Annotated in this window: 25 protein-coding genes; 5 read left to right on the top strand and 20 right to left on the bottom strand. The window is 62.7% G+C overall.

Translation table 11 applies throughout. The features are described from left to right. Positions 1 to 264: 264 nt before the first annotated feature. Complete coding sequence (gene rne, locus BLT86_RS02430; RefSeq protein ID WP_059391800.1) at positions 265 to 3,321, top strand: ribonuclease E; 3,057 nt, start codon at positions 265 to 267, stop codon at positions 3,319 to 3,321. A gap of 128 nt (positions 3,322 to 3,449) precedes the next feature. Here rne and murB read toward each other — a convergent pair whose 3' ends face one another. The 8 genes from murB to BLT86_RS02390 form a co-directional block, all read right to left on the bottom strand. Next, a complete protein-coding gene (gene murB, locus BLT86_RS02425) occupies positions 3,450 to 4,469 on the bottom strand; it encodes a UDP-N-acetylmuramate dehydrogenase (protein WP_092374411.1) in 1,020 nt (339 codons plus the stop codon). Next, entirely contained in the window at positions 4,466 to 4,930 is a 465-nt protein-coding gene (locus BLT86_RS02420; RefSeq protein WP_017677616.1) for a low molecular weight protein-tyrosine-phosphatase, read from the bottom strand. The genes murB and BLT86_RS02420 overlap by 4 nt, the downstream gene beginning before the upstream one ends. After that, complete coding sequence (kdsB, locus tag BLT86_RS02415) at positions 4,930 to 5,694, bottom strand: 3-deoxy-manno-octulosonate cytidylyltransferase (protein ID WP_017677617.1); 765 nt, start codon at positions 5,692 to 5,694, stop codon at positions 4,930 to 4,932. The genes BLT86_RS02420 and kdsB overlap by 1 nt, the downstream gene beginning before the upstream one ends. After that, positions 5,695 to 5,880, bottom strand: coding sequence for a Trm112 family protein (locus BLT86_RS02410; protein ID WP_003245207.1), 186 nt, complete (start codon positions 5,878 to 5,880; stop codon positions 5,695 to 5,697). It lies immediately after the preceding gene. A gap of 22 nt (positions 5,881 to 5,902) precedes the next feature. Next, positions 5,903 to 6,904 carry a tetraacyldisaccharide 4'-kinase gene (gene lpxK / locus BLT86_RS02405; protein ID WP_059391802.1) on the bottom strand — a complete coding sequence of 334 codons (1,002 nt, stop codon included), beginning with the start codon at positions 6,902 to 6,904 and terminating at the stop codon, positions 5,903 to 5,905. A 1-nt stretch (position 6,905) separates the two neighbouring features. After that, positions 6,906 to 7,334, bottom strand: coding sequence for an ExbD/TolR family protein (locus tag BLT86_RS02400; protein ID WP_059391803.1), 429 nt, complete (start codon positions 7,332 to 7,334; stop codon positions 6,906 to 6,908). Then, positions 7,331 to 7,963, bottom strand: coding sequence for a MotA/TolQ/ExbB proton channel family protein (locus tag BLT86_RS02395; RefSeq protein WP_017677620.1), 633 nt, complete (start codon positions 7,961 to 7,963; stop codon positions 7,331 to 7,333). The genes BLT86_RS02400 and BLT86_RS02395 overlap by 4 nt, the downstream gene beginning before the upstream one ends. A gap of 72 nt (positions 7,964 to 8,035) precedes the next feature. Continuing rightward, positions 8,036 to 10,261 carry a DNA internalization-related competence protein ComEC/Rec2 gene (locus BLT86_RS02390; RefSeq protein WP_231976574.1) on the bottom strand — a complete coding sequence of 742 codons (2,226 nt, stop codon included), beginning with the start codon at positions 10,259 to 10,261 and terminating at the stop codon, positions 8,036 to 8,038. A gap of 126 nt (positions 10,262 to 10,387) precedes the next feature. Here BLT86_RS02390 and BLT86_RS02385 point away from each other — a divergent pair, with 126 nt between their 5' ends. Further along, complete coding sequence (locus BLT86_RS02385; RefSeq protein ID WP_059391805.1) at positions 10,388 to 10,915, top strand: DUF2062 domain-containing protein; 528 nt, start codon at positions 10,388 to 10,390, stop codon at positions 10,913 to 10,915. Positions 10,916 to 10,952: 37 nt separating this feature from the next. Here BLT86_RS02385 and BLT86_RS02380 read toward each other — a convergent pair whose 3' ends face one another. From BLT86_RS02380 to BLT86_RS02370, 3 genes are read right to left on the bottom strand one after another with little or no spacing between them, the layout of a single operon-like run. Beyond that, the gene (locus BLT86_RS02380; RefSeq protein ID WP_059391806.1) at positions 10,953 to 12,197 is read right to left on the bottom strand and encodes a lipoprotein-releasing ABC transporter permease subunit; all 1,245 of its coding nucleotides are present in this window, start codon (positions 12,195 to 12,197) and stop codon (positions 10,953 to 10,955) included. Then, positions 12,197 to 12,883, bottom strand: coding sequence for a lipoprotein-releasing ABC transporter ATP-binding protein LolD (gene lolD, locus BLT86_RS02375; protein ID WP_370604933.1), 687 nt, complete (start codon positions 12,881 to 12,883; stop codon positions 12,197 to 12,199). Before lolD ends, BLT86_RS02380 begins: the two co-directional genes overlap by 1 nt. A gap of 19 nt (positions 12,884 to 12,902) precedes the next feature. Continuing rightward, a complete protein-coding gene (locus BLT86_RS02370; protein WP_017677625.1) occupies positions 12,903 to 14,150 on the bottom strand; it encodes a lipoprotein-releasing ABC transporter permease subunit in 1,248 nt (415 codons plus the stop codon). 293 nt (positions 14,151 to 14,443) lie between these two features. Here BLT86_RS02370 and BLT86_RS02365 point away from each other — a divergent pair, with 293 nt between their 5' ends. The 3 genes from BLT86_RS02365 to BLT86_RS02355 are packed head-to-tail and all read left to right on the top strand — an operon-like array spanning position 14,444 to position 16,054. Continuing rightward, positions 14,444 to 15,010, top strand: a complete 567-nt coding sequence (locus BLT86_RS02365; protein ID WP_021488566.1) for a PilZ domain-containing protein — start codon at positions 14,444 to 14,446, stop codon at positions 15,008 to 15,010. Between the two features lie 19 nt (positions 15,011 to 15,029). Further along, positions 15,030 to 15,332: a hypothetical protein gene (locus tag BLT86_RS02360; protein ID WP_059391807.1), complete on the top strand. Its 303-nt coding sequence runs from the start codon at positions 15,030 to 15,032 to the stop codon at positions 15,330 to 15,332. Positions 15,333 to 15,334: 2 nt separating this feature from the next. Continuing rightward, on the top strand, positions 15,335 to 16,054 hold the full coding sequence (locus BLT86_RS02355; RefSeq protein ID WP_021488564.1) for a glycerophosphodiester phosphodiesterase: 720 nt from the start codon (positions 15,335 to 15,337) through the stop codon (positions 16,052 to 16,054). A gap of 287 nt (positions 16,055 to 16,341) precedes the next feature. Here BLT86_RS02355 and sthA read toward each other — a convergent pair whose 3' ends face one another. From sthA to BLT86_RS02310, 9 genes are all read right to left on the bottom strand, one after another. Then, on the bottom strand, positions 16,342 to 17,736 hold the full coding sequence (gene sthA, locus BLT86_RS02350; protein ID WP_092374408.1) for a Si-specific NAD(P)(+) transhydrogenase: 1,395 nt from the start codon (positions 17,734 to 17,736) through the stop codon (positions 16,342 to 16,344). Positions 17,737 to 17,832: 96 nt separating this feature from the next. Next, positions 17,833 to 18,063, bottom strand: coding sequence for a (Na+)-NQR maturation NqrM (gene nqrM, locus BLT86_RS02345; RefSeq protein WP_021488563.1), 231 nt, complete (start codon positions 18,061 to 18,063; stop codon positions 17,833 to 17,835). Then, complete coding sequence (locus BLT86_RS02340; protein WP_090337337.1) at positions 18,060 to 18,983, bottom strand: FAD:protein FMN transferase; 924 nt, start codon at positions 18,981 to 18,983, stop codon at positions 18,060 to 18,062. Before BLT86_RS02340 ends, nqrM begins: the two co-directional genes overlap by 4 nt. A gap of 105 nt (positions 18,984 to 19,088) precedes the next feature. After that, entirely contained in the window at positions 19,089 to 20,312 is a 1,224-nt protein-coding gene (gene nqrF / locus BLT86_RS02335) for an NADH:ubiquinone reductase (Na(+)-transporting) subunit F (RefSeq protein ID WP_064495905.1), read from the bottom strand. A gap of 15 nt (positions 20,313 to 20,327) precedes the next feature. Continuing rightward, complete coding sequence (gene nqrE / locus BLT86_RS02330; RefSeq protein WP_017677633.1) at positions 20,328 to 20,936, bottom strand: NADH:ubiquinone reductase (Na(+)-transporting) subunit E; 609 nt, start codon at positions 20,934 to 20,936, stop codon at positions 20,328 to 20,330. Next, positions 20,936 to 21,610 carry an NADH:ubiquinone reductase (Na(+)-transporting) subunit D gene (locus BLT86_RS02325; protein WP_169886855.1) on the bottom strand — a complete coding sequence of 225 codons (675 nt, stop codon included), beginning with the start codon at positions 21,608 to 21,610 and terminating at the stop codon, positions 20,936 to 20,938. The genes nqrE and BLT86_RS02325 overlap by 1 nt, the downstream gene beginning before the upstream one ends. Further along, positions 21,607 to 22,395 (bottom strand): Na(+)-translocating NADH-quinone reductase subunit C, encoded by a 789-nt coding sequence (locus BLT86_RS02320; protein ID WP_026088633.1) that lies wholly within the window; start codon positions 22,393 to 22,395, stop codon positions 21,607 to 21,609. Before BLT86_RS02320 ends, BLT86_RS02325 begins: the two co-directional genes overlap by 4 nt. Further along, on the bottom strand, positions 22,388 to 23,599 hold the full coding sequence (locus BLT86_RS02315) for an NADH:ubiquinone reductase (Na(+)-transporting) subunit B (RefSeq protein ID WP_059391810.1): 1,212 nt from the start codon (positions 23,597 to 23,599) through the stop codon (positions 22,388 to 22,390). Before BLT86_RS02315 ends, BLT86_RS02320 begins: the two co-directional genes overlap by 8 nt. A gap of 3 nt (positions 23,600 to 23,602) precedes the next feature. Continuing rightward, a complete protein-coding gene (locus tag BLT86_RS02310; protein ID WP_026088634.1) occupies positions 23,603 to 24,940 on the bottom strand; it encodes a Na(+)-translocating NADH-quinone reductase subunit A in 1,338 nt (445 codons plus the stop codon). Positions 24,941 to 25,042: the final 102 nt, after the last annotated feature.

Raw genomic sequence — 25,042 nt, 5'->3', positions numbered from 1 at the left:
TACAACTGTCGGACTGCGTAGCATATCGCTTGATCAAAGACGCCTCATCTCGTCCGCTACCGCCAGTTGATTCCTCTTCCTGACTGAGTGCTTTCTGTCACCACAGCAAGCAGGAGACGTCCGTCGCGACCGCGGCCTGATAATGGCTGACCGTCGCTAGACAGTGGAACGATTTACGACCGTTTCTGACGCGCCTGACACCGACCCTGAGAGTCGTGTGTGCCTAACGTGGCTTCCGCTAGCCCCGGAACCCATTGGTACCACATGAAAAGAATGCTAATTAACGCGACTCAGCCTGAAGAGTTGCGTGTTGCCCTGGTAGATGGCCAAAAACTCTACGACCTGGACATCGAGTCCGGCGCCCGTGAACAAAAAAAGGCCAACATCTACAAAGGCCGCATCACCCGAGTTGAACCCAGCCTCGAAGCCGCTTTCGTCGACTTCGGCTCCGAACGCCACGGCTTCCTCCCCCTCAAAGAAATCTCCCGCGAATACTTCTCCAAAGCCCCTGAAGGCGGCCGCGTCAACATTAAGGACGTGCTCAAGGAAGGCCAGGAAGTCATCGTCCAGGTCGAGAAAGAAGAGCGCGGCAACAAGGGCGCAGCCCTGACCACCTTCATCAGCCTGGCCGGTCGTTACCTGGTGCTGATGCCGAACAACCCGCGTGCCGGCGGCATCAGCCGCCGCATCGAAGGTGAAGAGCGCAACGAACTGCGTGAAGCGCTGAATGGCCTCAACGCTCCGGCCGACATGGGCCTGATCGTGCGCACTGCCGGCCTGGGCCGCTCCAGCGAAGAAATGCAGTGGGACCTCGACTACCTGCTGCAACTGTGGAGCGCCATCAAGGAAGCCTCCACCAGCCGCCCTGCCCCGTTCCTGATCTATCAGGAATCCAATGTCATCATCCGCGCCATCCGCGACTACCTGCGCCAGGATATCGGCGAAGTGCTGGTCGACAGCGTCGAAGCCCAGGAAGAAGCCCTCTCCTTCATCCAGCAGGTGATGCCGCAGTACGCCAGCAAGATCAAGCTGTATGAAGACAGCGTGCCGCTGTTCAACCGCTTCCAGATCGAAAGCCAGATCGAAACCGCCTTCCAGCGTGAAGTGAAGCTGCCGTCCGGTGGTTCCATCGTCATCGACCCAACCGAGGCCCTGGTTTCCATCGACATCAACTCGGCGCGCGCCACCAAGGGCAGCGACATCGAGGAAACCGCGCTGCAGACCAACCTGGAAGCGGCCGAAGAAATCGCCCGCCAGCTGCGTCTGCGCGACATCGGCGGTCTGATCGTCATCGATTTCATCGACATGACCCCGGCCAAGAACCAGCGCGCCGTCGAAGAGAAGGTGCGTGAAGCCCTGGAAGCCGACCGCGCCCGCGTTCAGGTCGGCCGCATCTCGCGCTTCGGCCTGCTGGAAATGTCCCGTCAGCGCCTGCGTCCGTCCCTCGGCGAGACCAGCGGCATCGTCTGCCCACGCTGCAACGGCCAAGGCATCATCCGTGACGTCGAATCCCTGTCGCTGGCCATCCTGCGCCTGATCGAAGAAGAAGCGCTGAAGGATCGCACCGCCGAAGTCCGCGCTCAGGTACCGATCCCGGTCGCCGCCTTCCTGCTCAACGAGAAGCGCAACTCGATCACCAAGATCGAACTGCGCACCCGTGCGCGTATCGTGATCCTGCCGAACGATCACCTGGAAACCCCGCATTTCGAAGTGCAGCGTCTGCGTGACGACAGCCCGGAAGCCCTGAGCGGCCAGACCAGCTACGAAATCGCCGCCACCGCGGAAACCGAAGAAACCGCTGCCCAGCCGGCCGCCGCCACGCGCACCCTGGTTCGCCAGGAAGCCGCGATCAAGGCCGCACCGCGCAGCAGCGCCCCGGTCGCTGCCGAGCCGCAAGCACCGCTGGCTCCGACCAAGGCGCCTGAACCGAGCCTGTTCAAGGGCCTGGTGAAGTCTCTGGTCAGCCTGTTCGCCGGCAAGGAAGAAGAAGCCCAGCCCGCAGTAGTCGAGAAGAAGAGCAACGAGCGTCCGCCGCGCGAAGAGCGTCGCAACGGTCGTCAGCAGAGCCGCAACCGTGGCGGTCGCCGCGACGAGGAGCGCAAGCCTCGCGAAGAGCGCGCCCCGCGTGAAGAGCGTCAGGCCCGTGAACCGCGTGAAGAACGCCAACCTCGCGAAGAGCGTCAACCGCGTGAAGAGCGCGCCCCACGCGAGCCGCGCGAAGGTCAGGAAAATCGCCGTGAGCGCAAGCCGCGCGAAGAGCGTGCCCCGCGTGAAGAGCGCGTGCGTGAACTGCGTGAACCACTCGATGCCGATGCTGGTAACGAGCAACGCGAAGAGCGTGCCGAGCGCCAGCCGCGCGGTGAACGTCAGGAGCGTCAGCGTCAACCGCGTGAAGAGCGTCAGCCGCGTGCCGAGCAAACCGAGGCCCTGCAGGACGAAGCACTGCCGAACGAAGAGCAACTGCAGGACGACGAGCAGGACAGCAACGATGGCGAGCGCCCGCGTCGCCGTTCCCGCGGTCAGCGTCGTCGCAGCAATCGTCGCGAACGTCAGCGTGATGCCGATGGCAACCTGATCGAGAGCGCCGAGAACAGCGAAGCTGCCGGTAACGACGCCCAGGCAGTCACTCCGGTTGCTGTGGCTACTGCCGCCGCCGTGGTTGCAGAAAGCGTCGATAGCAGCGAAGCCGTTGCCAGCGAGGCTCCGGTCAGCGAAGCCCCGGTCGTCGAAGCACCGGCTGTTCAGGTTGAAGAAGCCCCTGCTGCTCAACCGGTCGAGGCGCAAGCCGAGGCTGCTGTGAGTGAAGTGGTCGAAGCCGCTCCGGTCGCAGAGAAAGCAGTTGAGGCAGAACCAGCCGCAGCCGAAGCCCCTGTCGTCGTGGAAGCTCCCGCTGCCGAACCGATCGCTCAAGCTGAGCCGACTGTCGAAGTCGCCCAGGAGCCTGCTCCGGCACCGGTCGAGCAAGCACCTGCTGCCGCAGCGGTTCCGGCCAATGCCACTGGCCGTGCGCCGAACGACCCGCGCGAAGTGCGTCGTCGTCAGCGTGAAGCTGAGCGCCTGGCGCGCGAAGCTGCACAGGCCGCCGCTGCAGCCCCGGCTGTAGAGGCTGCCCCAGCAGTCGACGCCGCTCCGGTCGCTGAAGCAAGCGTCCCGGCAGAAGCCGAAGCCGCCGTAGTCGAAACAGCTCCTGTAGTCGAGCCGGTCGCTGAAGCCGAAGCCACCTCTGTCGTCAGCGAGCAAAGCGTGAGCGAAGCGGTAGAGCAAGCGCAGCCGGAAGAAGAGACGCAAGCCGACAAGGAGGAGGTCAAGCCTCAGGCTTGATCCTCCTGCGGTAAGTAAAAAGGGGATGCCTAGGCATCCCCTTTTTCATTTCCGTTCCTGGCGCTGCAGAAGCGTAGCCCGGATGCAATCCGGGAGCGGCAGGCAGCGGATCACGCCCTGCCTACAGATCAGAGCACGTTGGGCTCGATCTCCAGCTCAACACCGAAGCGCTCGAATACATCGGCCTGGATACGCTGCGCCAGCTGCAGCAGCTGCGCGCCTGTGGCGTTGCCGTAGTTGACCAGCACCAGCGCCTGCAAACGATGCACGCCAGCATCGCCCTCACGCGCCCCCTTCCACCCTGCCCGCTCGATCAGCCAACCGGCAGCCAGCTTGGCCAGGCCAGCTCCAGCCGGATAGCTGACCAGATCGGCATGCTCGGCGCGAATGCTCTCGGCCAGTTCGAATGGCACCACCGGATTCTTGAAGAAGCTGCCGGCGTTACCCAGCTCGGCGGGATCTGGCAGCTTCTCGCTGCGAATGGCGCAGATAGCTCGACTGACATCGCTTGCAGTCGGTGCCTCGATGCCCATCTCAGCCAGGCGCTGACGTACCGGACCATAATCCAGACGCAGCGAAGCCAGGCGACTCAGACGGAAGCGCACGCGCAGGATCAACCAGCACCCGGCTTCGCGCTTGAACAGACTGTCGCGGTAGGCGAAGGCGCATTCTTCCAGCGCGAAGTCGCGCAGCTCGCCGGTGTGCCGATCCAGAGCGGTCAGGCCGGCGAACAGATCCTTGATCTCCACACCATAGGCGCCAATGTTCTGCATCGGCGCGGCACCCACGGTACCGGGAATCAGGCTGAGGTTTTCCAGGCCATTGAGGCCCTGCGCCAGGCTCCATTGCACGAACGGATGCCAGGGCTCACCGGCTTCGGCCTCCACCAGCACCTGCTCGCCGTCGTCCTCCAGAATACGAATACCACGGCTGGCCATGCGCAGCACCAGCGCCTCGACATCGCGGGTCAGCAGCAGGTTGCTGCCACCGCCGATCACCAGCAGCGGCAAGCCCTGCTGATTTGCCAGGTTCAGCGCCTCGCGCACATCGTCATCATCGCGGGCTTCAGCGAAACGCCGTGCATGCACATCGACACCAAAGCTGTTGAAGGCCTTGAGCGACACGTCGCTCTGCAGATTCAGACTCACAGGCGCCCCCTGATCTCGATCAGCAACGCGTTACTGGCCTGCTCGATCAGGTCCAGCACCTGCTCGAAGCCATCCTCGCCGCCGTAGTAGGGATCGGGCACCTCATCCAGCGCCAGCTCATATCGGCGCAGGTAAAGATCGAGATCGGCACGGGCATCGGCGGGACGCAGCGCCTTGAGATTGCGCAGGTTACTCTGGTCCATGGCCAGGATCAGGTCGAAGCGCTGGAAATCGGCAGCCTCGACCTGGCGCGCACGCTGCGCGGACAGATCATAGCCACGGCGCAGCGCAGCCTGGCGCGTGCGACTGTCCGGCGCCTTGCCGACGTGCCAGTCGCCGGTGCCGGCGGAATCCACCAACACCCGATCATCCAGACCCGCCGCACGCAGCTTGTGGCGAAGAACGCCCTCGGCCGTGGGCGAACGGCAGATGTTGCCCAGGCAGACGAACAGAACCTTCATCAGGCCCCCAACAGGTGGCGCACCCGCTCCAGGTCTTCAGCGGTATCCACACCGGCAGCCGGTGCTTCGAGAGCATCGGCGACATGGATGCGCACGCCGTTATACAACGCGCGCAACTGCTCCAGGCACTCGGTGTCTTCCAGCCAGCACGGGCCCCAGGCGACGAAGTCATGCAGGAAACCCGCGCGGTAGGCGTAGATGCCGATATGACGGCGATACGGCACGCCGGCCGGTAGCACGTCGCGGCTCTTGGCAAAGGCGTCGCGCGCCCAGGCCAGCGGCGCGCGGCTGAAGGTCAGGGCCAGGCCGTTCTTGTCGGCGACCACCTTGACCACATTGGGGTTGAACAGCGCGGTGACGTCCTCGATGGGCTCGGCCAGGGTGGCGATACCGGCTTGCGGATTGGCCGCCAGGTTGGCTGCCACCTGATCAATGATCACAGGCGGGATCAGCGGCTCGTCGCCCTGCACGTTGACCACGATGGCGTCGGCCGGCAAACCGAGCTGCGTGGCGACTTCGGCCAGGCGGTCGGTGCCGGAGTTGTGATCCTCGCGGGTCAGCAGCACCTCGGCGCCAAAGGCCTGGCAGGCTTCGACGATGCGTGAATCGTCGGTGGCGACCACCACGCGGCTGGCCGAACTCTTCTTCGCCTGCTCCCAGACGTGCTGCACCATGGGCTTGCCGGCGATGTCCTGCAGCGGCTTGCCGGGCAGGCGGGTGGAGGCATAACGAGCAGGAATGACGACGGTGAAGACTGCGCTCATTTACTTGTCCAGACGCTCGTCGGTGGTCAGGGTGCGCGCTTCGCTTTCCAGCATCACCGGAATGCCGTCGCGGATCGGGTAGGCCACGCCAGCGCCCTTGCTGATCAGTTCGGTCTTGTCTTCGGAGAGCTGCAGCGGGCCCTTGCAGATCGGGCAGGCGAGAATGTCGAGCAGTTTAAGGTCCATGGTGGAATCCTTGCTGGGGTCATCAGGACCCCGGTATGAGGCGGGCCAGCTCTCCATCCAGCCAGTCGACGAATGCCGGCGTGGGCGCGGCATCGACGGCCAGGTACCACCAGTCGGCGGCGGCGAAGGCCCGGCATTTCACCGCATCCTTTTCCGTCATCAGCAGGGGCAGCGACGGCTCGAAACTGAGCTGCGCGGCATCGTACTGGGCATGGTCGGCGAAGGGGTGCGGAACCGGCCGCCAGTTTAGCGCTTCGAGGGTATTGAAGAAACGTTGCGGATTACCGATACCGGCCACCGCATGCACCGCCTGGCCAGGCGGCAGATGATCGAGGCCGACGCGCTCACCACTGAGCAGATTGACCAACGCGGTCGGCTGCAGGCGAAAGGCATAGCCGTCGGCGCGATCGGTCTCGGCGCCGTTGAACAGCACCGCGTCCACCTCATCGAGGCGCTCGACCGGCTCACGCAGTGGTCCGGCCGGCAGGCAGCGGCGATTGCCCAGGCCGCGCGCGGCATCGATCAGCACCAGTTCCAGATCGCGCGCCAGGCGGTAGTGCTGCAGGCCATCGTCGCAGAGGATCAGGTCCAATGCTTCTTCGGCCAGCAGCGCACGCACGGCGCGACTGCGATCCGGGTCGATCATCAAGGGCACGCCCGTACGCTGGACGATCAGCAGCGGTTCGTCACCGGCCTGTGCGGCCGGTTGATCGGCTCGCACCCGCCACGGCAGGCTCGGCGGCGTGGCGCCATAGCCACGACTGACCACGCCGACCTTGAGGCCACGGGCGCGGCAGTGTTCGATGAGAAAGAGGATCAGCGGCGTCTTGCCAGTGCCGCCGACGGTGATGTTGCCCACCACCAGCACCGGCACTGGGGCGCGATAGATATCACCCTCGCCGGCCAGGAAACGCGTGCGCTTGCTCTGCACCACGCGACGGTACAGCCACTCCAGCGGGCGCAGCAGCGCCAGCGCCGGGTGACCGCGGTACCAGGCCTCGAGCAAGCGATCAGCAGCGCTCACTTCAGGGGGTTTCCTGTGCTTCCACCGTGGTGATGCGCAGGTGCGAGAAGCCCAGCTTGCCGGCCGCGTCCATGGCGGTGATCACCGCCTGGTGCGGGGTCTTGCCATCGGCGCTGATGATCAACGGCAGGCTGTTGTCGCCGTCGGACTCCTTCTGCAGCGCCGCCATGAGATTGCTCAGGTTGCTTTCCAGCAGCGCCTTGCCATTGACCGAGTAGGCGCCATCGGCGCCGATCAGCACTTCGACCTGCTTGAGCTCGGTCTGCTCGGGCGGCGTGCCACTGGCTGCCTCGGGCAGGTCGACCTTGAGCTGGGTCTCGCGGGTGAAGGTGGTGGTGACCACGAAGAACAGCAGCAGGATGAATACCACGTCGATCAACGAGGCCAGGTTGATCTCGACGTTCTCCCGCGGTTTGCGCCGGAATTTCACGCCTTGCCCTCACCCAGGTCGACGTCGCGATCACCCTGTACCATTTCCACCAGCTTGATCGCTTCCTGCTCCATGCCGACTACCAGTTCGTCGACACGACGCTGCAGATAGCGGTGGAAGAACAGTGCCGGGATCGCCACCATCAGGCCGGCTGCTGTGGTGATCAGGGCCTTGGAGATACCGCCGGCGAGCATCGGCGCATTGGCCATGCCCGAGCCCATGAAGGAGCTGAAGATCTCGATCATGCCCAGCACGGTGCCGAGCAGGCCGAGCAGCGGCGCGATGCCGGCAATGGTGCCAAGGGCATTGAGGTAGCGTTCCAGCTCGTGGATGACGCGGGCAGCGGCCTCCTCGATGCACTCCTTCATGATCTCGCGACCATGCTTGGAGTTGGCCAGGCCGGCGGCGAGAATCTGCCCCAGCGGCGAGTCCTCACGCAGCTCCTTGAGCTTCTGGTTGTTGAGTTTCTTGTCCTTGATCCAGCGCCATACCTGAGCCAGCAGATTGGCCGGAGTGACGCGGGCGGGCCGCAGGGTCCACAGGCGCTCGGCAACGATGCCGGCAGCAGCGATGGAACAGAGAATGATCGGCAGCATCATCCAGCCGCCAGCTTTGACCAGTTCCCACACGGTAGAGAATCCCCCTCGAAAAAGTCGCGCCACTCTAGCACAGGGTGTAACGCCCGCCGACCGCCGCCGTTCTCATTTTTCCCGCCAGAAACGTGGCTCGCTTCGCAACCCGCGAGGCGCGACCTGTTCGCCCAGACGTAAATGCAGAGCACCGCGCAACGCCGTGTCATGCACCTCGACGCCTGCCGCCTGATAGCGCGCCAACACCTGCGGGTGGGGATGTCCAAAGGCATTGTGGCGGCTGCGGGTGATCAGCACGTGCTGCGCCCCGACCGCATCGATAAAAGCCTGGCTGGATGAGGTGCGACTGCCGTGATGGGGCGCCAGCAGCCACCGCGAGGCCAGGGGAAAGTCGGTCTGCATCAGCGCGCGTTCGGCGCGGACATCGATATCACCGGTCAGCAACAGGCGCTCACCCGCCGCCTCAACCTGCAATACACAAGAACGTTGATTGCCGGATACGGCCTGGTCCCACTGCCACAACCTGAACGTCACGTCGTTCCATTGCCAGCTTTGCCCCGATTCGCAATCCTCAGCGCCAAGCGTCCTAGCCAGACGCTGCGGCTCGCCACTGATGACCCGGGCCACCGGCATCCCGGCCCTGATCGCCGCTGCACCGCCAGCATGATCGTTATCCGCATGGCTGAGCAGCATCAGGTCGAGCCGCCTGAGGTTCATCGCACGCAAGGAAGGCAGGACGATACGTTCACCAGTATCGAAATCGCCGAAGCGCGGCCCCGCGTCGTACAGCAGGCTGTGCTCTCGGGTACGCACCAGCACCGCCAGCCCTTGCCCCACGTCCAGCACCCAGACATCGGCACGACCATCGTCCAGGTGCTGTGTGGGCAACAGCAATGCAGGCAACAACAGCGCGAGGCCAGGCAGACGCAACGGTACGCCAGCAGGCAGCAGGAGCAACAAGGCGCCTGCCGCTGCCAGTAGCCAGGCCCAGAGCGGCAGATTGCTGGGCAGCCAGGCAGGAAGCCAAGCCGCGATCACGCTGAGCAATTCGAATAACAGATACAGCGCACCGCCGGCCAGCCACAACAGGCCCTCCCCAACCACGGGAACGGGTAGCAGCAGAGTGCCCAGCAAGGCCAGGGGTACGACCACCAGCCCCACCCAGGGCACGGCAACCAGATTAGCCAGCGGCCCGCTACTGCTGACCGGCAAACCGAGAATCAGCATCATCGGCAACAGACCAATGGCCATGGTCCACTGCGCACGCGTCAACCCGCGCCACCAACCCCAGACGCCAAGCCGGCCACCGAACACCAACGCGAGAATCGCCACGGCCGAGAACGATAGCCAGAAGCCCGGTTGCAAGGACGCCAATGGCTCGAGTAGCAGCACCACGAGCAGGGCCAGCAACAATGGCCACCAGGCGCCCAGATGACGAAAGCGCATGCGCCAGAGCAGCACCAGCGCAACCATCACGCAGGCCCTGCGCACCGGCACCTCGAAACCAGCCAACATCCCGTAGACCAGAGCCCCACTCAGGGCCAGCGCACAGGCGCAGGGCAACCAGGGCCAGCGCCTTGGCCAGGCGCCGACTCTCGCCAGCAACGCCACCAGTCCGTAAAGAAAGCCGGCCAGCAGGGCGATATGCTGGCCGGAGATGACCATCAGATGCACCGTGCCCGTGTGCTGCAGCAGGCGCCAGTCGCTCGCACTCAGACCGGAGCCATCACCCAGGACCAGAGCGGCAATGGCGCCCTCTCGCTCAAAGGCCGGCACCGCCAGCAGATGCTGACGCAGGCCGTCGCGCCAACTCCCCAAGCCCGTCGCGGCGGATAACCGCTGGCCAGACTTGATCGTGCCCGTAGCGCCAATGCGCTGGGCCAGCAGCCAGGCTTCGTAGTCGAAACTCTGCGGATTGACCAATCCGTGTGGGCGCTTCAGGTTGACCGCCACCCGCCAGCGCTCGCCGCCCTGCACCGGCGGCCCACCATACCAGGCCAGGCGTAACCTTTTCGGCAGCTCGGCACGTCGGGAGTGCGCCTCTTCGAACTGGAAGCGCACCACGCCATCGGACACCTCCGGCAGACCGACCACGCGGCCCTCCAACCACAGGGTGCGGCCATCGAGTTGCGGATCGAGGCGGTCATCCAGTGCCGATTGCGCCGAACTGCAGGCCCAGGCCAGCCCCAACAGAAAGAACCCCAACGGATAGAGGCGCGAGAACAGCAACCCCAGGCCGGCACCGACCGCCACCAGCAACAGCCAGCCCGGCGGCAAACTCGGCAGAAAGCGCAGCATCAATAGCCCCAGGGCCAGCGCCAACATCCCTGTTCGCATGGTTTCTCCTTGCTCATCGAGCTGCGGCGAGCGCGTCCAGCGCTCACCTCTGGTCACAATATGGAAACGCTGGCCAGGCTGAATCCGTGCATAATATCGGCGCTTTTGCCTGCCCAGAGACTCTTCATGCCGCGTCGTTTATTCAAGCGCTACATGCCCACCCCCGACAGCATCAAGGGTAACAAGTCCCTGCGCTTTCTCGGCAAACTCATTCATGATCCCAATCTCTGGCATCTCAATCGCCATTCGGTAGCCCGCGGCATGGCCATCGGCCTGTTCTGGGCGATGATCCCCATGCCCATGCAGATGCTGGCCGCCGCAGCCGTCGCCATCCCGTTGCGCGCCAACCTGCCGATTTCCATCGGCCTGGTGTGGCTGACCAACCCCATCACCATGCCACCGGTTTTCTACTGCACTTACAAACTGGGCGCGTGGATCATGCAGACACCGCCCGTGCGCATGCCGGAGACGCTGAGCCTGGAATGGATCACGGCCGAGGTAGCGGTGCTGTGGAAGCCACTGTACCTGGGTTCCGTCGTCGCGGGGGTCATCCTCGCGATACTGGGCTACGTGCTGACCATGCTCTACTGGCGCTGGTGGGTCCAGCGTAGCTGGCGCAAGCGTCAGGAAAAGCGCCGACTGGAACGCCGCTGAAAAGAAAAAGCCGTCGAAGTCGACGGCTTTTTCGTTCTCACTCGTAGCGTAGCGCCTCGGCCGGCTGCACCTGCGCCGCCCGCCATGACGGGTAGAGCGTGGCGAGGAAACTCAGGATCAATGCCGCCGAACAGATCAACGCCACGTCCAGCCACTGCAGGTCGGACGGCAGGCTGCTGATGAAGTACACATCGGAGCTCATCACCTGCTGCCCGGCGAACGATTCCAGCCAGGCCACCAGGGCGCTGACATTGAGCGCCGCCAGCACACCCAACACCGTACCAATCAGCGTACCGACCAGGCCGATCACCGAGCCTTGGACCATGAAAATCGCCATGATCTGCCGCGGTGTGGCGCCCAGGGTACGCAGGATGGCAATGTCGCCGCCCTTGTCGGCGACCACCATGATCAGCGTGGCGATGATGTTGAATGCTGCCACCGCGACGATCAGCAAGAGCAGCAGACCGATCATGGTCTTCTCCATCTTCATCGCGCTGAACAGACTGCCCTGGGTGTGGGTCCAGTCATCGGCGCGATAACCTGCGCCCAGTTCGGCGACCAGCGCTTTGGATACCTGCGGCGCCTGGTAGAGGTCTTTCAGCGCCAGACGAATACCTGGCACCGTACCTTCCGGCAGACGCTGCATGGCAGCGGCGTCGACGACGTTGATTAGTGCCAGTGAGCTGTCCAGCTCGGCACCGACCTTGAACACCGCCGCCACGTTCAGCCGCTGCATGCGCGGGGTGACGCCACCAGGCGCGCTGCTCAGCTCAGGGATGATCAGCGTCAGCTTGTCGCCCACCTGCAGGCCGAAACGACGCGCGGTGATATCACCGATCACCACGCCGAATTCACCGGGCTGCAGATTGTTCAGGCTGCCCTGACGGATGTGCTCAGGCAGGATCGATACCTTGCCCTCTTCTGCCGGATCGATGCCATGAATCTGGATCGGCTGCATCAGCCCGCGATGCGAAAGCATGCCCTCCAGCTCGGCATAGGGTGCCGCCGCCTGCACCTGCGGATTGGCCATGGCCTTGTCCGCCAGGGCGCGCCAGTCGGCAACCGGCTCGGTGCCGTAGAGCATGGCGTGCGGCACCATGCCGAGAATGCGCGAGCTCATTTCCTTCTGGAAACCGTTCATCACCGACAGCACCACGATCATCGCCAGCACACCGAGCGCCAGGCCGATCATCGAAGTCAGCGAAATGAAGGAGATGAAATGGTTGCGGCGCTTGGCCCGTGTGTAGCGAGCGCCGATAAAGATACTCAGCGGACGAAACATCAGAGGGTCACCAGCTTGCCGTCCTGCAGGCTGAGCACGCGATCCATCTGGCGTGCCAGCTGCATGTCGTGGGTCACCACCAGGAACGCGGTGTTGGAGTCACGGCTGAGTTCGCGCATCAGCTCCTGGATGCCTTCAGCGGTGTGCTGGTCGAGGTTGCCGGTGGGTTCATCGAGCAGCACCAGCCCCGGGCGGTTGACCAGGGCACGGGCAATGGCCACACGCTGACGTTCACCGCCGGACAGTTCTGACGGCTTGTGATTGAGGCGATGGCCAAGCCCGACTCGCTCGAGCAGCTTGGTGGCACGCTCGCGCGCCTCGCTGATCGACGTCTTGCCGATCAACAGCGGCATGCAGACGTTCTCCAGCGCAGTGAACTCGGCCAGCAGGTGGTGGAACTGGTAGACGAAGCCCAGCGCACGGTTGCGCAGCAGACCACGTGCGGTCTCGCTCAGTGCCGACAGTTGTTCGCCAGCCAGCCAGACGCTGCCTTCGCTGGGCGTATCCAGGCCGCCGAGCATGTTCAACAGGGTGCTCTTGCCGGAGCCGGAGCTGCCGACGATGGCCACGCGCTCGCCCGGGAAGAGTTCCAGCTCGAGCCCATCGAGCACCACCACCGACTCGGGGCCTTCGTCGTAACGCTTGCTCAGGTTGCGGCAGCTGAGCACGGCATTGTGCTGTTTCATGGCGTTCTGGTTCATGGACTCACTCATAGCGCAGGGCCTCGGCCGGCTGGGTACGCGCAGCGCGCCAGGCTGGATACAGGGTGGCGAAGAAGCTCAGCAGCAACGCCGCGGTGCAGACCATCACCACGTCGGCGCTCTGCAGTTGCGAAGGCAGGTAATCGATGAAATAGACATCGGCATTGAGAAACTTGATGCCCAGCAGACGTTCGATGCCGGCGATCAGGCTGCTGACGTTCAGCGCTGCGAGAATCCCCAGCACGGCGCCGATGAAGGTGCCGACCACACCGATCACCGTGCCCTGCACCATGAAGATGGCCATGATCTGCCGCGGCGTGGCGCCGAGGGTCCGCAGGATGGCGATGTCGCCCTTCTTGTCGGTCACCACCATCACCAGGGTGGAAATGATGTTGAACGCGGCCACCGCGACGATCAGCAGCAGAAGCAGGCCGATCATGGTCTTCTCCATGCGAATGGCCTGGTACAGGTTGCCGTGGGTGCGGGTCCAGTCGCGGGCGTAGAAATCACCGTCGAGGGTCTGGGCGATCTCCCAGGCGCTGCGCGGCGCCTGGAACAGATCATCGAACTTCAGGCGCAGGCCCTGTACCTGATCCGGCTTCCAGCGCTGCAGGCGCGCCAGATCGCTGATGTTGGCCAGAGCCAGTGCACCGTCGATCTCGCCGGCGCCGACGTGAAAAATGCCGGTGACGGTAAAGCGCTTCAGACGCGGGAACATGCCGGCGGGGGTCACCGTGACCTCGGGCGCGACGAAGGTGACCTTGTCACCCAACTTCAGGCCCAGCTTGGCCGCCGCCTTGTCACCGATGACCATGGCGAAATCACCTGGCTGCAGGCTGTCGAGATTACCCTGCTGGAAGAAACCGTCGATGATCGACACCTTGCGTTCCTGCTCGGGGTCGATGGCATTGATCAGCACCTTCTGCACCTTGCCGTCGTGTGTCAGCAGGCCCTGCATCTGAGTGAAGGGTGCCAGCGCCTCGACGCGCGGATGGCGCTCGACCTGCCGCGCCAATGCCGGCCAGTCGCTGACCGGGGTCGGCGATTCGACCGTGGCGTGAGGAATCATCCCCAGCACCCGAGTGCGCATTTCATGGTCGAAACCATTCATCACCGACAGCACCAGGATCATTACCATCACCCCGAGGGTGAGGCCGAGCATGGACGTCAGGGAAATGAAGGAGACGAAGTGGTTGCGACGCTTGGCCCGCGTGTAGCGCGTACCGATGAATACGAACAGAGGTCTGAACATGTCGGAGAGATTCGGGGGAAAGAAAAAACGTCCTTGTGGCAGGGCCAGGTCAGCAGCCTTACACTCAGAAGCAACTCAAAGTCTGCTGCGTATCGGGCATGCTGCGTTAAAGACACTTGGAAAGCCGCTTATGACCAGCGCGCTTCAGTGTGGCCCCGAAGGGGCGAGCGAAGCGAGCAATGCTCGTTTACCATTCGTAACCGAGGCTTGTTCGGCGACGCTTGCCTGGCACGCATCCAGTTCGCGAGACTTTCAACAGGGTCTTCGACCACCACCGCTTTCATGGGTTCGCCATGTCGACTAACGATGTAGATGATCGCCGCGAATACTATCGTATCGACGATACGATCGCACTGGAATTCAGCCTGCTGTCGGGGGCAGAAGCCCATGCCAGCGACGCGCTTCACGATCCATCGCCGCTGTTCAACCTGCTCAGCGACCTGCACCTGATGGACTTCGAATCCCAGCATCTGCTGCGCCATATCACTGAGCGCGACCGTACCCTGGCCAACTACCTGAAGGTGATCAACAAGCGCATCGACCTGCTTGGCCAGGCCGTGGCGCAGAGCCTGCTGCGCGACATCGGCGCGCCACGCCAGGTATCGCTGTCCGAGGGCGGCATCAGCTTCAATAACGCCCAGGCCGTGGCGCCGGGCAGCCATCTGGCGATCAAGATGGTGCTGATGCCCCAGGCCCTAGGCCTGCTGCTGCGTGGCCAGGTGGTGCACTGCAGCCAACGCGCGGATGGCCAATTCGAGATAGGCACCGAGTTCGAAGCGTTGACCGACGCACAGCGCCAGTTGCTGGCTCGGCATATCCTGCAAAAGCAGGCTTTGGAGCGTCGCCAAGCCCGCGAATGACAGTCGCCAAGGAACCGCCATGTATCGTCTCGCTCTGCTTTTCACCCTGCTCGCCCCTGCTGCTCTACTCGCCGATACCCTGACCATTCCCCTGGGCAGCCAGGGCGCCGATCTCGACGCCAGCAACCTGCCGCACAAAGGCCAGTCCAAGCGTTCGGTACTGGAGCGTTTCGGCCTGGCCGATGAAGAGCACAAGCCCGTCGGCCAGCCACCGATCACACGCTGGGACTACCGCGAATTCAGCGTCTATTTCGAATACGATCACGTGATCAACAGCGTGCGCCATCACCAGCCACGTCACCTCGACACCGCCAAGGAGTAACAGTGACTCTCATCTACGGCCATCGCGGCGCCAAGGGCGAAGCCCCGGAAAATACCCTGGCCAGTTTCCAGCGCTGCCTGGAACACGGCGTCGACCGCTGCGAGCTGGATCTGCATCTGTCGCGCGACGGCGAACTGATGGTGATCCACGACCCGACGCTCAAGCGCACCACCGGCCTGCGCGGCAAGGTGGTCGAGCACGACGCCGCCGAACTGGTGAAGTACGACGCGCGCAAGGGCGGCCCTGGCTGGGTGCGCCCATGCCCCATTCCGCGCCTGGAAGAGTTGTTCCAGCAGTGCAAGTTCGAGCATTGGCAGCTGGAGGTGAAAAGCGCCTCGAAAGTGCGCGCCGCGCGCACCGTGCTGGCCATTGCCGAACTCGTCGAACGCTTCGGTTTGCGTGAGCAGATCACCATCACCTCCAGCTCGCGGGAGGTACTCAAGGCCGCGCGCGAACTGACCCCGCAGTTGCAACTGGGTCTGGTTGCCGAGTACGCCTGGCTCGACCCGCTGAAAGTAGCGGCGCATTACGACTGCCACCTGCTGGCGCTGAACTGGACGCTGTGCACCCCGGAGCGCCTGCTCAAGGCGCAGAAGCAAGGGCTGCACGTGTCGGTATGGACGGTCAATGAGCCGGCGCTGATGCGCCGCCTGGCCGACTTCGGTGTCGACAGCATCATCACCGACTTCCCCGGCATCGCGGTGCAGACGCTGCGCGGCTGAGCCTTAGCGCCCTCTCCCCCGGCCCCTCTCCCGCAAGCGGGAGAGGGGAGCAAGCCAGAGCAGCCCGCGCGTAGCCCGGATGCAATCCGGGAGCTGGACAGAGAGCATTCCCGGATTGCATCCGGGCTACGAACACAACGCCCGAGAACGAAAAAAACCGGCCCAAGAGCCGGTTTTTCGTTGCTGCCGCCTGAGACGCTAGAAGCTCTCCCGATTCGGCCAGCGCCACTCGGAAGCCACTACCCAGCCTGTCTCCCCGACCGGCTCAGGCCGCCGGCCGGAGCCGCTCAAAAAAGCCGGTTGAGGCCGTCGAACGCGGCAACCCGATAGGCCTCGGCCATGGTCGGGTAGTTGAAGGTGGTGTTGATGAAGTACTTGATGCTGTTGGCTTCACCCTTCTGGTTCATGATCGCCTGGCCAATGTGGACGATCTCCGAGGCCTGATAGCCAAAGCAATGCACACCCAGCACTTCCAGGGTTTCACGATGGAAGAGAATCTTCAGCATACCCACTGGTTCCACCGAGATCTGCGCGCGGGCCATACCCTTGAAGAAGGCCTTGCCGACCTCGTAAGGCACCTTGGCCTGAGTCAGCTCACGCTCGGTCTTGCCGATCGAGCTGATCTCCGGAATGGTGTAAATACCGGTCGGCACGTCATCGACGAAGCGCCAGCTGCCGTTGTCGACGATGCTGCCGGCAGCGGAACGCCCCTGGTCGGCAGCGGCGCTGGCCAGGCTCGGCCAGCCGATCACGTCACCGGCGGCGTAGATGTTGCTGACCTCGGTGCGGTAATGCTCGTCGACCTGGATCTGACCACGACTGTTAACCGCGATGCCGATGTTTTCCAGGCCCAGCTGATCGGTATTGCCGGTGCGGCCGTTACACCACAGCAGGGCGTCGGCCTTGATCTTCTTGCCCGACGTCAGGTGCAGGACCACGCCGTTTTCCACACCCTCGATGCGCTCGTACTCTTCGTTGTGACGAATCAGCACGTTGTTGTTGCGCAGGTGGTAGCTCAAGGCGTCGGAGATTTCCGAGTCGAGGAAGCTGAGCAGTTGATCGCGGTTGTCGATCAGGTCGACCAGCACACCCAGGCCACTGAAGATCGAGGCATACTCGCAACCGATCACCCCCGCTCCGTAGATGATCAGACGACGCGGTGTGTGACCCAGGCTGAGAATGGTGTCGCTATCGTAGATACGCGGGTGGCGGAAATCGACATCGGCCGGGCGGTACGGACGCGAACCAGTGGCGATGACGATCTGTTTGGCCACCAGCTTTTCCACCACACCATTGAGGCAGACGACTTCGACCGTCTGCTCGTCAGCGAAGCTGGCGGTGCCGAAATAGGTGTCGATGCGGTTACGCGCGTAGTAACCGGTGCGCGAGGTGACCTGCTTGGCGATCACCTTCTCCGCACTTTTCAGCACGTCGGGGAAGGAGAACCAGCGTGGCTCGCCGATCTGGCGGAACATCGGGTTGGTGTTGAACTGCATGATCTGCCGCACCGAATGGCGCAGCGCCTTGGACGGAATGGTGCCCAGGTGGGTGCAATTGCCGCCGACCAGCGGACGGTTGTCCACCACGGCTACCTTGCGCCCGGCCTTGGCCGCGTTCATCGCCGCGCCCTCGCCCGCCGGGCCGGAGCCCAGCACCACCACATCGTAGTTGTAGACCGCCATGTTTACTCCTTCAGATCAGGCCGGAGCGCTTGTGGCGCACCCTCGGCGGGGCCGGCAGCGGATAATAGCCACCGGCTTTCAAAGCTACCACCCGGCTTAACGCTTGCTCGCGTCGTAAGCCAGGTCGGTATTCGGCGCTTCGCTCTGGTCGCGATTGACCTCCTCGCATTTTTCACGGCTACCGCCGCAAATCGAGCATTCCTTCTCGATACCCAGGTTGGCGATGCCACCGCAGGAACCGGCGATGGGTTTGCGCCCCATGATCACGCCAACGGCCATCATGCCGACGACCAGAATCATGGCCAGAAATACAACCAGAAAAGTCATTGCTCATCTCCTGCAGCGAATAGCTGCTCGAATGCGGTCGTGCCCTGTGTGACGAAGCCCTCGCCCTCACGCGTCACGAAAAACGCCGCGATACCGTTGCGCTCGGCGAAGGCCATGCCGGCATCCGGTCCAAGCACCATCAATAGGGTAGACAAGCCATCGGCGCGCAAGGTCGATGGATCTGCCACCGTCACCGCCGCCAGCTTGTGGTTGACCGGCTTGCCGCTCAGCGGATCGAGCGTATGCGAGTAGCGCTGGCCGTTCTCTTCGAAGTAGTTGCGGTAGTCACCTGAGGTGGAGATCCCGTAACCATCGAGCTGCAGAATGCGTTGGGCCACCCGCTGATCGTCGCGCGGGGCTTCCAGACCGATGCGCCAGTGGCTGCCATCGGGCTTGAAGCCGGCCGCCTTGAGCTCACCGGTGGCCTCGACCAGATAACTGGTGACCCCCAACTCGCCCAGACGCTCGACGATCAGATCGACGGCATAACCGGCCGCGATGCTGTTGAAGTCGACCTGAACATCGGCATCCTTGCACAGCTGCTCGCCGTCGATCTTCAGGTGCTGCTGACCGACCCGCTGACGCACTTCGGCCAGACGCTCGGCATCCGGCACCGCCTCGCCCTGCCCTTTGGGCCCGAAACCCCAGAGGTCGAGCAAGGGTTCAAGCGTCAGGTCGAAATAACCCTGACTCTCCTGGTGCAGACGATCGCCGGCACGCACCAGATCCAGCACGCCCTTGGGCATGGCCTGGCAGGTACCCGCTGGCGCACGGTTGAATTGCTCGATTAGCGAATCATCGCGATAGGTGGACATCTGCAGATCGATCTCGGCGAGGATCGCCTCGGTCGCCGCCTTGAGTTCGGCTTGCGGCGCGACACCTTCACTGCGGACGTATTTGATCGAATAGGTGCTGCCCATGGTCGGGCCACCGAACTCTTCGATCCGTTCAGAATGCAAGCAGCCCGTTAGGGCTGCCGCCAGGGCGACAGCGATAACGGGCTGGAGTACAGCAGACCTCATGCGTTAGCCGCCGAAGTCGTCGAGGAGGATGTTCTCCGGCTCGACACCCAGGTCGGTCAGCATCTTGATCACCGCGGCGTTCATCATGGGTGGGCCGCACATGTAGAACTCGCAATCTTCCGGAGCCGGGTGGTCCTTCAGGTAGTTCTCGTACAGCACGTTGTGGATGAAGCCTTTGAGGCCGTTCCAGTTGTCTTCCGGCTGTGGGTCGGACAACGCCAGGTGCCACTGGAAGTTCGGGTTTTCCGCGGCCAGCTGATCGTACTCTTCGTTGTAGAACGACTCGCGCATGGAACGCGCGCCATACCAGAAGCTGATCTTGCGCTTGGACTTCAGGCGCTTGAGCTGGTCGAAGATGTGCGAACGCATCGGCGCCATGCCGGCACCACCACCGATGAAGACCATCTCGGCGTCGGTGTCCTTGGCGAAGAACTCACCGAAGGGCCCGTACACGGTGATCTTGTCGCCCGGCTTGAGGCTGAACACGTAGGACGACATCTTGCCCGGCGGCAGATCGTCCTTGCCGGGGGGCGGCGAGGCGATACGGATGTTGAACTTCACCAGACCGCGCTCTTCCGGGTAGTTGGCCATGGAATAGGCACGGATCACGGTCTCGTCGACCTTGGACACGTACTTCCACTGGTTGAACTTGTCCCAGTCGCCGCGATACTCCTCCTGGATGTCGAAGTCCTTGTAGTACACGGTGTGTGGCGGGCATTCCAGCTGCACATAACCACCGGCGCGGAAGTCGACGTTTTCACCTTCCGGCAGCTTCAGCGTCAGCTCCTTGATGAAGGTGGCGACGTTGGGGTTGGACTCCACCGTGCATTCCCACTTCTTCACGCCGAAGACTTCTTCTGGCACTTCGATCTTCATGTCCTGCTTGACCGCGGCCTGGCAGGACAGGCGCCAGCCTTCGCGGGCCTCACGCTTGGTGAAGTGCGACTCTTCGGTGGAGAGCATCTCGCCACCGCCAGACTCGATGATGCACTTGCACTGGGCGCAGGTACCGCCGCCACCGCAAGCGGACGACAGGAAGATGCCGTTGTCGGCCAGGGTTTGCAGCAGCTTGCCGCCAGCCGGGACCACGATGGTTTTTTCGCCGTTGATTTCGATGTTCACGTCGCCGCTGGAAACCAGCTTGGCGCGAGCAGCGAGAATGATCAGCACCAACGCGAGAACGATGGCGGTGAACATGCCGATGGCGAGGAAGATTTCGTAATTCATCTGTTCATCCTTTCCTTACAGCTGCACGCCGGAGAAGGACATGAAGCCCAGCGACATCAGACCGATGGTGATGAAGGTGATGCCCAGACCCTGCAGACCAGCCGGTACATCGCTGTACTTGAGCTTCTCGCGGATACCAGCCAGCGCAGCAATCGCCAACGCCCAGGACACGCCAGCGCCGATGCCGTAGACGGTGCTTTCGGCCAGGTTGTAGTCGCGCTCGACCATGAACAGCGAGCCACCCATGATGGCGCAGTTCACGGTAATCAGCGGCAGGAACACACCGAGGGCGTTGTACAGCGACGGCACGTACTTATCCAGAGTCATCTCGAGGATCTGTACCAGTGCAGCGATCACCCCGATGAAGGTCAGCAGACCGAGGAACGACAGATCTACCTCAGGCAGGCCGGCCCAGGCCAGCGCACCATCCTTGAGGATATTGGTGTAGATCAGGTTGTTCACCGGCATGGTGATACCCAGCACCACGACCACGGCGATGCCGAGGCCGATGGCGGTTTCCACCTTCTTGGAGATGGCGATGAAGGTACACATGCCGAGGAAGAACGCCAGCGCCATGTTCTCGACGAACACCGCACGGACGAACAGGCTGATGTAATGTTCCATTAATAGGCCTCCTTGCTGGATACCTGAGGCGCCATCTTGTAAGCGTTGGCCTCGATCTGATCCTTCTTCCAGCTACGGATGGCCCAGATGAACAGACCGATCAGGAAGAATGCCGATGGCGGCAGCAGCAGCATGCCGTTGGGCTGGTACCAGCCGCCGTCATTGACCACCGAGAAGATCTCGTAACCCATCAGTTTGCCCGCGCCGAACAGCTCGCGAATGATGCCCAGGGCAACCAGCATGGCGCTGTAGCCCAGGCCGTTACCGATACCGTCGAAGAACGACAGCACCGGCGGGTTCTGCATGGCGAAGGCTTCGGCGCGACCCATCACGATGCAGTTGGTGATGATCAGACCGACGAACACCGACAGCTGTTTGGACAGACTGAAGGCGTAGGCCTTGAGCACCTGATCGACCACGATCACCAGCGAGGCGATGATCACCATCTGCACGATCATGCGGATCGAGCTGGGGATCTGGCTGCGGATCATAGAGATGAACAGGTTGGAGAAACCGGTCACCAGGGTCAGCGCGGCAGACATCACCAGTGCGGTCTGCAGGTTCGAGGTGACCGCCAGGGCCGAACAGATCCCGAGGATCTGCAGGCCAATGGGGTTGTTGTTGAAGACCGGGTTGAGCAGGACTTCTTTAATAGTCGGCTGCGACATGATCAAGCCTCCCCTGCACGCAGGTTAGCGATAAACGGACCGAAGCCGTTCTGGCCAAGCCAGAACTTCAGCAGGTTGTCCACACCGACACTGGTCAGAGTGGCGCCGGCCAGGCCATCGACCTGGTGGGTAGCGTTCGGGCTTTGCGGATCTACGCCGCCCTTGACCACCTGTACGGCCAACTTGTCGTTGTCGTCGAACAGGGTCTTGCCTGGCCACTGGCCCTTCCATTTCGGGTTGTCCACCTCGCCGCCGAGACCAGGAGTCTCGCCGTGCTGGTAGAAGCCCATGCCAACCACGGTATTGAGATCACCCTTGACCGCGATAAAGCCGTGCAGGGTCGACCACAGGCCGTAGCCGCGCACCGGCAGGATCAGGGTTTCGACTTCACCGTCCTTTTCCACCATGTAAACGGTGGTGTAACGCTCCTGGCGCTTGATACCGGCGATATCCTCACTGCCCTTGAGCGCGCTGGAGGTCTTCGGATCCTTGGCTGCCTTGAGTGGGTCGAAGGTGATGGGGTCGAAGGCATCGGAGAACTTGCCACTCTCCAGATCCACCAGCTTGGCGGTGATGGTGCTGTCGAACAGCTCCTTGACCTTGGCGCCGGACATGCCCGCCTCACCCAGGCCGGCAATGGCCAGGATGCTGCGTTGCTTGTCCAGCAGGCGGTTTTCAACCTGAGTCGGCTTCAGTGCAATGGCTGCGCCGGCGACGAACACCGAGCACACCAGACACACCAGCACGGCCACCGTCAGCGTGCGGACGGTGGATTCTTTTTGACTAGACATTGCGTGCCAGCCTCCGCTTGATATTGGCTTGAACGACGAAGTGGTCGATCAGCGGTGCAAACAGGTTGGCGAACAGAATCGCCAGCATCATGCCCTCGGGGAAGGCCGGGTTGACCACACGGATCAGCACCACCATCACACCGATCAGAGCACCAAAGATCCATTTGCCGGTGTTGGTCATCGACGCCGACACCGGGTCGGTGGCCATGAAGAACATGCCGAAGGCAAAGCCGCCCACTACCAGATGCCAGTACCAGGGCATGGCGAACATCGGGTTGGTGGTGGAACCGATCAGGTTAAGCAGCAGGCTCAGGCCGATCATGCCCAGCATCACGCCGACGACGATGCGCCAGGAGGCGATCTTGGTGATCAGCAGGACCAGGCCGCCGATGGCAATCGCCAGGGTGCTGGTCTCGCCGAGCGAGCCGTGAATGGTGCCGACGAAGGCGTCCATCCAGGTGATGCCGTTGTTGATCACGTTCTCGATGCCGCCGGAGGCTGCCAGGCTTAGCGAAGTGGCGCCGGCAAAACCATCGACCGCCGTCCAGACCGCATCACCGGACATCTGCGCCGGATAGGCGAAGAACAGGAAGGCACGGCCGGTCAGTGCCGGGTTGAGGAAGTTCTTGCCGGTACCACCGAACACTTCCTTGCCGATCACCACACCGAAGCTGATGCCCAGAGCGACCTGCCACAGCGGAATGCTCGGCGGCAGGATCAGGGCGAACAGCACGGACGTGACGAAGAAGCCTTCGTTGACTTCATGCTTGCGGATCGAAGCGAACAGCACTTCCCAGAAGCCGCCGACGATGAAGGTCACCGCGTAGACGGGCAGAAAGTAGGCGGCGCCCTGGATGAAGTTGTCCCACAGGCTGTTCGGATCGAAACCGGCCAGCGAGCCGATCAGGGCGAAACGCCAGCCTTCCTGGCTCGCCAGCAGCTCGGGGCTCTGAGCGAAGATCAGGTTGGCCTGGTAGCCGGTGTTCCACATGCCGAAGAACATCGCCGGGAAGGTGCACAGCCACACGGTGATCATCATGCGCTTGAGGTCGATGCCGTCGCGCACGTGAGCGGTGGTCTTGGTCACGCTGCCAGGACGATAGAAGAAGGTGTCGATGGCCTCGTAGAGGGCATACCACTTCTCGTACTTGCCGCCCTTTTCGAAGTTGTGCTCGATCTTGTCGAGGAATGCACGAATGCCCACGGATTAACCCTCCTTCTCGATGCGGGTGAGGTTGTCCCGCAGGATCGGGCCATATTCATACTTGCCGGCGCACACATAGGTGCACAGAGCCAGGTCTTCTTCGTCGAGTTCCAGGCAACCCAGTTTCTGAGCCATCTCGGTGTCGCCAACGATCAGATAGCGCAGCAGTTGAGTCGGCAGGATATCCAGCGGCATCACGGCTTCGTAGTTGCCCACCGGCACCATGGCGCGCGGGCTGCCGTTGGTGGTAGTGGTGAAGTTGAACAGCTTGGCACCGGCCAGCTTGGAGACGAAGATGTTCAATACCGAGTGCTTGTTAACGCCGGCACGCAGGTAATGCATCATCTCGCGGTCGTTGCCTTCCACCAGGCAAGACACCTGGTTGTGGTAACGGCCGAGGAAGGCGAAGGCACCTTGAGCGGTACGACCGCCGAACACCGAGCCGGAAATCACACGATTGAAACCTGGCTTGAGCTCACCGGCGGTGAGTTCTTCCAGGTTGGCGCCCAGACGCGTGCGCAGCAGACGCGGCTGCTCGGCGACCGGACCGCCCAGCGCAACCACACGCTCGACGAACAGCTGGCCGGTGGTGAACAGTTTGCCCACCGCGATCACGTCCTGATAACCGATTTGCCAGACACTCTTGCTGGTGCTGACCGGGTCGAGGAAATGAATGTGAGTGCCTGGCAGCCCCGCCGGGTGCGGGCCGGCAAAGGCTTCGCTTTGCACCTTGGCAACATGCTCGCCCGGCAGGCTGACACCCTCGGCCTTGCACAGGAAGATCTTGGCCAGGTTACCGAGAACCTTCAGGCCGTTTTCGAAGTCAGCGGCATGTTCACCGATGATCACCGCAGGATCGGCGGCAAGCGGGTGGGTATCGACTGCAGTCACGAAAATCGAGCTGGGTACGGCATCCAGCGCCGGCACCTTGCTGAACGGACGGGTGCGCAGCGCAGTCCAAAGACCGGACTGCTGCAGGTTCTCGCGAACCTGCTCGTCGCTCAGTGAGTCGAGTTGGTCGGCAGCATACTGGCTGAAGGTTTCCTGCTCGTCGCCTTCGATGTCGATGACAACGGACTGCAGGACACGCTTCTCACCACGATGGATGGCGCTGATCACGCCAGCCGCAGGGGCGGTATAGCGCACGCCGGGTGTCTTCTTGTCGGTAAACAGCAATTGACCGAGTTTGACCCGGTCACCGACCTGCACTTCCATCGTCGGCTTCATCCCGTGATAGTCGAAGCCGATGACGGCGACACTGCGTACGGGCCTGGCGGCCTCGATACGCTGTGCCGGCGCACCCGTTATGGGCAAATCAAGCCCATGCTTTAGTTTGATCATAGGTTTGCCTAACCACTGATTTAGAAAGCTTTTTATAGGACAGGCGGCGCTACCGAAGGTCTAATAGACCCGACCACGCCGATACGATATGGGCGTGGAGGA

It is taken from the genome of Pseudomonas sihuiensis (genome assembly GCF_900106015.1).
In the GTDB taxonomy this organism is placed as follows: Bacteria; Pseudomonadota; Gammaproteobacteria; order Pseudomonadales; family Pseudomonadaceae; genus Aquipseudomonas; species Aquipseudomonas sihuiensis.
Note: the sequence above shows the minus strand (reverse complement) of the source record. Positions and strands in the feature narration are given on the sequence as shown.

Coding starts and splice junctions, on each gene's coding strand:
- rne (WP_059391800.1), top strand. CDS start 265: ATGAAAAGAATGCTAATTAACGCGACTCAGCCTGAAGAGTTGCGTGTT.
- BLT86_RS02420 (WP_017677616.1), bottom strand. CDS start 4,930: ATGAAGGTTCTGTTCGTCTGCCTGGGCAACATCTGCCGTTCGCCCACG.
- kdsB (WP_017677617.1), bottom strand. CDS start 5,694: ATGAGCGCAGTCTTCACCGTCGTCATTCCTGCTCGTTATGCCTCCACC.
- BLT86_RS02410 (WP_003245207.1), bottom strand. CDS start 5,880: ATGGACCTTAAACTGCTCGACATTCTCGCCTGCCCGATCTGCAAGGGC.
- BLT86_RS02390 (WP_231976574.1), bottom strand. CDS start 10,261: ATGCGAACAGGGATGTTGGCGCTGGCCCTGGGGCTATTGATGCTGCGC.
- BLT86_RS02385 (WP_059391805.1), top strand. CDS start 10,388: ATGCCGCGTCGTTTATTCAAGCGCTACATGCCCACCCCCGACAGCATC.
- BLT86_RS02380 (WP_059391806.1), bottom strand. CDS start 12,197: ATGTTTCGTCCGCTGAGTATCTTTATCGGCGCTCGCTACACACGGGCC.
- lolD (WP_370604933.1), bottom strand. CDS start 12,883: ATGAAACAGCACAATGCCGTGCTCAGCTGCCGCAACCTGAGCAAGCGT.
- BLT86_RS02370 (WP_017677625.1), bottom strand. CDS start 14,150: ATGTTCAGACCTCTGTTCGTATTCATCGGTACGCGCTACACGCGGGCC.
- BLT86_RS02365 (WP_021488566.1), top strand. CDS start 14,444: ATGTCGACTAACGATGTAGATGATCGCCGCGAATACTATCGTATCGAC.
- BLT86_RS02360 (WP_059391807.1), top strand. CDS start 15,030: ATGTATCGTCTCGCTCTGCTTTTCACCCTGCTCGCCCCTGCTGCTCTA.
- sthA (WP_092374408.1), bottom strand. CDS start 17,736: ATGGCGGTCTACAACTACGATGTGGTGGTGCTGGGCTCCGGCCCGGCG.
- nqrM (WP_021488563.1), bottom strand. CDS start 18,063: ATGACTTTTCTGGTTGTATTTCTGGCCATGATTCTGGTCGTCGGCATG.
- BLT86_RS02340 (WP_090337337.1), bottom strand. CDS start 18,983: ATGGGCAGCACCTATTCGATCAAATACGTCCGCAGTGAAGGTGTCGCG.
- nqrF (WP_064495905.1), bottom strand. CDS start 20,312: ATGAATTACGAAATCTTCCTCGCCATCGGCATGTTCACCGCCATCGTT.
- nqrE (WP_017677633.1), bottom strand. CDS start 20,936: ATGGAACATTACATCAGCCTGTTCGTCCGTGCGGTGTTCGTCGAGAAC.
- BLT86_RS02320 (WP_026088633.1), bottom strand. CDS start 22,395: ATGTCTAGTCAAAAAGAATCCACCGTCCGCACGCTGACGGTGGCCGTG.
- BLT86_RS02310 (WP_026088634.1), bottom strand. CDS start 24,940: ATGATCAAACTAAAGCATGGGCTTGATTTGCCCATAACGGGTGCGCCG.